This window comes from Bradyrhizobium sp., from assembly GCF_019244115.1.
Classification (GTDB): Bacteria; Pseudomonadota; Alphaproteobacteria; order Rhizobiales; family Xanthobacteraceae; genus Bradyrhizobium.
Map to the genome: position 1 here is coordinate 1 of NZ_JAFATE010000387.1, position 5156 is coordinate 5156.

The following is a 5156-nucleotide window of genomic DNA, read 5'->3' on the forward strand; positions in this document are numbered from 1 at the left end:
TCTCGCGCGGAATGCCCGCGCCCAGCAGGCACTCAGCGAGCTCCGCGCCGGCAGTTTGCCGTCATCCTGAGCCGTCGCGAGATCGCCAGGTCAGCGCGTCCTTGCTGATCTCAAGCCTGGACGGAAGGACTCCCGACCGGCTGCAGCAACATCGTCGCGTCATGGGTGAGCAGGCGATCGATCACGCCCTCATAGGCATCGAGCGCGATCTGCGGCGTGAACTGCGCGGCGATCTCCGAGGCATGCCGGCCCTTGGCGCGCGTTTCGGCGGCGTGCGAGGCGGCGCTCCTGATTGCGTCAGCGATCGCCGCCGGCTGCTCGGGCGGCACGACCCAGCCGAGATCGTTGTCGTTGACCAGCATCGCCGCCTCGGCGTCCGGTTCCGAGCACATGATGATCGGCCGGCCGACCGCGAGCAGGTTGTAGATCCGGCTCGGCACGGACACGCCGGTGTTGTTCTTGCGATAGGGAATGATCCACAGATCCGCCGACGACAGGAATGATTCCAGCTCGGCCTCGGGCACGCGTTCGATCAACGTGATGTTCAGGAGCGGGCTCGCCGCCTGCATGTCCTTCAGCCCGGTCCAGCCGACACCCTCGCCGGAGAGCAGAAAGTGAATGCGCTGGTCGTCGACAAGTAGCCGCGCCGCCTCGAACACCGAGGTCGGGTCGTGGGTGAAGCCGGCGTTTCCGGACATCGCGACCAGAAATTCCGCCTGGCATGCCTTCCTGAAGGGATTGTCCGAATCGATCTCGCGGTAGTGGACCGGAAGCGTCGCCCAGTTCGGAATCAGGTTGATCTTGCGCGAGCTCATGCGCGGGTAGGACATCAGCAGGGCATTCATGTCGCGCCCGATCGTGATGATCGCGTCGAGACATTCGAACATGATGCCGTTGGCCCGGCGGAGCGAGCGGACGAGAAACGAATCGCGCCGGAGAAATCCGGCCATGATCAGCGTGTCGGGATAGAAATCATAAATGATCACCGCGGCCAGGACTTTTCGCAGCCTTGCTGCCAGGGCTACGGCATAGGGCAAGGTGAACGGGGTGGTGACGCAGATGATCGCGTCGCCCGGGCGGGCATGCTTGAGAATCGCAAACAGGGCCTGCACCGCAAACAGCGCGGCTGCGAGCGAGCGCGAGAACAGCGCCGATTTTCGCGGCCACCAGCTGCGGATCTCGACGATCTCCGGCTCGCCCTCTTTGGGCGGATGGTCGGAGCCGGAGCCCGGCGAGCCGGAGAGAACGACGACGCGGTGGCGGCTGGCGAGCGCCTGGGCGATGTCAGTCATGTAGCCCGACGTCGTCGAGGGATAGGGCGCGTAATGCTGGGTGACCAGAAACACCTTCTTGGCCCGCATTGCGGAGCGGCAGAGGCGGTCGTAGAGCGCCACGATCGACTTGCCGATGATCTTCGCCGACCGCTTCTCGACCACGAACTGGCGCGCGGCCTGGCGGTAGCGCTCGCGCAGCTCGCCCGAATTCGCAAGCGTCAGGATCGCGGCGGCGAGCCGCTCCGGGTTTTCGATGGGGACAAGCAACCCGGTCTGTTCATGAAGGACGATTTCCCGGCAGCCGGGCGCGTCGGCTGCGATCATCGCCCTGCCGCAGGCCGCCGCTTCGAGCAGGCTCATCGGCAGGCCCTCGCGGTGCGAGGGCAGCACGGCGAGATGGCACTGCTGCCAGAGCCGGACGATGTTGCCGATGTGACCGAGCCAGGTGACGCCGGGCCGCCGGCTCCACTCCTCGGCCTCCCGCCGTGGAATTGAGGCCGGGTTGGCCGGATCCGGATTGCCGGCGATGATCAGGCGGATGTCATGGCCCTGATCGCGCAGCAGGCTGTGGGCGGCCACCAGCGCACGGATGCCCTTGTCCGCGAGCAGGCGGCCGGCGAAGCCGATCGTGATCGGGCCGTCCGGTTCCGGCAGCGGCTTGAGGTGGTCGGTGTCGACGCCCGAACCCGGGATCAGCACGACGCGGCTCGGCTCGATGCCGAGACGTTCGAGGTCGGCGCGATCGTCTGGATTTTGCACCAGCACCTGGCTTTGCGCGGTGTTGAGCAGCCACGGCAGCAACATGGCCATCGTCCGCTTGAGCAGCCGCGTCCTGAGCGTCTGCGAGGTGAAGATGTAACCGAGCCCGGTGATCGCGTTGATGATCGGGGTGGTGTCGCCGAGCGCGGCGATCGAGCCGTAGACGCAGCACTGCAAGCCGGAGTGATGCACGATGTCGGGACGGATGCGGTTTTTCAGGCCTCGCAGCGCAATGATGGTCGGGATCGCGGAAAACGGCGACAGGCCGCCGCGCCGGAACGGAATCCGGTGCAGGAAAAAACCTTCCGCCTCGATGGCGGCCGCTCCCTGATCGACGCGGGTTGCGACATGCACCTCGTAGCCGGCCTCGCGGGCGGCGCGCGCCATCGGCAGGCGATTGAGCAGGAACGCGTAGTCCTCCGTGACGACGTAGAGCAGCCGTCGCGGCGGATCAGGGATTTTTGCGGTCATGCAGAGCCGTGCTTGAACATACAGGTCTCGGTCCATCAATCCGTGCTTGCTTCATAGTCCGAGGGGGATGCGTTCCACAAGCTATCGCTTCCGCCCGACGGCGCACCAGAACGGTGCATCCTCCGAGAAGCGAATCTCGGCAAAGCCCGCATCGAGGAGCATCCGCTCGATCTGCTGCCGCGAAAAACGCTGCTCGAGACGGGTGCAGAACCGGTCATAGGCGTCGGTTCGCATGACATAAAAATCCCGGTCGCGATAGGCCTGGAGCGGCACCATTTTCGAGGACATCCCGGCGTGTTCCAGAAGCGCCGCAAACCGCGCGAGCGGCCAATAGATGGTGGCCGCGAGGAACTGGCTGGTGAGAAGCTTTCCCTTAGGCGGCAGGCGGGAGATCAGGAGCCGCATGAGATTGCTGAGCTGCCAGATCGCACGGAACCAGCGGGGACGGTTGTCGAGCGCATAATAGAGATAGACCAGAAACGGCGCGCCGCGTTTCAGCTTTGCGGAGACGGCGCAGATGGCGGCCGCGGTATATGGCACGTGATGCAGAACGCCGAGCGAGAAGGCGAAGTCCAGCGACCCATCGTCCAGGGGAATGTCACCGACGCTGGCGTGGAGGAACGTCACGTTGCCGGCCTTGGCGAGATTGCGTTTCGCCACACTGAGCGCGGCCTCGCTCGCATCGAGCAGGTGCAGATGGCCGACCCTTGGCGCGACCATGACGGCCCAGCGGCCGCTGCCGCAGCCGACGTCGAGGCCGACCGGATCGGCCGGCAATTCGTCCCAGGGAAAGATTTGGAAATAGCTCGTGAAGATGGCTTGCCGGTCCGCCATCGACAGTTCGGCTTCGCTCTGGTCGAAAGTCGACCACTCGCGGCCGAATCCGGCTGCCACGACCTTGTCCAGATTTTCTCCGATGTCATTCATGGCATTCGCTCGCCCTAGCGAGATGCTACTTCTGCTGCGCCCATTCCAGGTTCGCGCCGTGGACGAAGGCGTGATATTCGTCGAGTACGGCGTCGAGGTCGCCGAGTGAGACCACGCGCCCGGTATGCATCAAGGCGGCCTTGTTGCACATCGAGCGGATCAACCGGTCGGAGTGGCTCGCGATGACGACGATTCGGCTGCGTGCCAAAAAGTCCGCCATCCGCTCCGCGGCGCGATCGGCAAAACGGGCGTCGCCGGCGCCGATGCCCTCGTCCATGAGCAGGATGCCGGGCTCGATCGAGGTGGCAAAGGCGAAACCGAGGCGGGTGGTCATGCCGGTCGAGTAGGTCCGCACGGGCAGTCCCATGAACTCGCCGAGCTCGCTGAACTCCTCCACATTGGTGGTCAGTTTCTCGATCTGATCCGGCTTCAGCCCGAACAACATGGCCGAGGTGCAAATGTTCTCGTAACCGGTGTCCTCGCTGTCGAGGCCCGGGAGCGCATCGAACAGCGGCGTGACGACGCCATCGACCAGGATCCGGCCTGACACCGGCTGGTAGACGCCGGCGAGCGTGCGCAGCAGGGTCGACTTGCCGGCACCGTTGTGGCCGATGAGACCGAGCCGGTCGCCCTCGTGGAGCTCGAAAGAGACGTCGGTGAGCGCCCTGATGACCGTGCGATTGGCGTTGCGCGCATCGCTCGAGATGACGCCGCCCGCAGCACGCTCGAACAGCGCCTTCCTGAAGCTGCGCTGCGTCCCGTAGATGGGGAAGTCCACGTTGACGTGCTCGGCGATCAACCGCATACGTAGTCTCCCATCAAAGCCAGTAGGCGATCCGCTTGCGGAATTTGCCGTAAACCACGAATGCCAGGGCCCAGCCGGCGACCGTAATGATCGCGACAGCGACGTAGGAGTTGAGGTTCGACGGTCGGCCGAGCAGCGGATCGCGCACGATCTCGAGCAGGTGATAGAGCGGGTTGAACCCGACGAAGATGATCCGGCGAGATCCCTCCAGACTGTCGGGCGACCAGAACAGCGGCGTCACGAACATCGCCACCTGCAGAACGCTCTGCACGATCTGCTGCACGTCGCGAAAACGTGCGGTCAGGGTGCCAACCACAAGGGCGATCCAGACGCCGTTCACCATCAGCAACGCGAGCCCAGGAACCGCCAGCACCAGCCGCCACGTCGTCAGCGCATGCGGCATATAGATGAGCATGATCGCGACATACACGACCATGTTGTGAAGGAAGGCAATGAAATTGCGCCAGACCAGCCCGTAAGCAAGGACCGAATATTCGAAGTTCATCTGGCGGATGAGTGGAGCTCCGTTTGTGAACACGCTGCCCGATTCGCTGATGATGGCAGAGACCATGCTCCAGACGACTAGGCCTGCCACAAGGAACGGCAGGTACTCGCTGGAATCGCGGCCGAGCAGGCCGGAGCCGACGCTGCCCATGACGATCACCAGCAGCAATAGCGTGAACGACGACCAGAACGGGCCGAGAGTGGTGCGGCGGTATCGGCGCTTGACTTCGAGCCAGCCGAGCCGGCCCCACAGCTCCCATCGGCGCGCACCGCTGAAGATGTCTTCGGCGGCGCTGATGGACAGGGGCTTCAGGCCCGAAGTTTTTGGATCGATCGCCATCGCGGCCTCCCGAGTGCCGGCCGCTGTTATCGGCTGAAGCTTGCGCTTGTCAATCACGGTTCATCTCTGGGCTGGG

At 64.4% G+C, this 5156-nt stretch carries 4 protein-coding genes; all 4 read right to left on the minus strand.

Features of this window, described 5'->3' with window-relative positions:
* Positions 1 to 110: 110 nt before the first annotated feature.
* Positions 111 to 2504, minus strand: a complete 2394-nt coding sequence (locus JOZ76_RS38265) for a glycosyltransferase (RefSeq protein WP_366938587.1) — start codon at positions 2502 to 2504, stop codon at positions 111 to 113.
* Positions 2505 to 2585: 81 nt separating this feature from the next.
* A complete protein-coding gene (locus JOZ76_RS16895) occupies positions 2586 to 3431 on the minus strand; it encodes a class I SAM-dependent methyltransferase (protein WP_291699911.1) in 846 nt (281 codons plus the stop codon).
* A 25-nt stretch (positions 3432 to 3456) separates the two neighbouring features.
* Positions 3457 to 4236 carry an ABC transporter ATP-binding protein gene (locus JOZ76_RS16900; RefSeq protein ID WP_291699913.1) on the minus strand — a complete coding sequence of 260 codons (780 nt, stop codon included), beginning with the start codon at positions 4234 to 4236 and terminating at the stop codon, positions 3457 to 3459.
* A gap of 13 nt (positions 4237 to 4249) precedes the next feature.
* Positions 4250 to 5137 (minus strand): ABC transporter permease, encoded by an 888-nt coding sequence (locus JOZ76_RS16905; RefSeq protein WP_291699915.1) that lies wholly within the window; start codon positions 5135 to 5137, stop codon positions 4250 to 4252.
* Between the last annotated feature and the right edge of the window lie 19 nt (positions 5138 to 5156).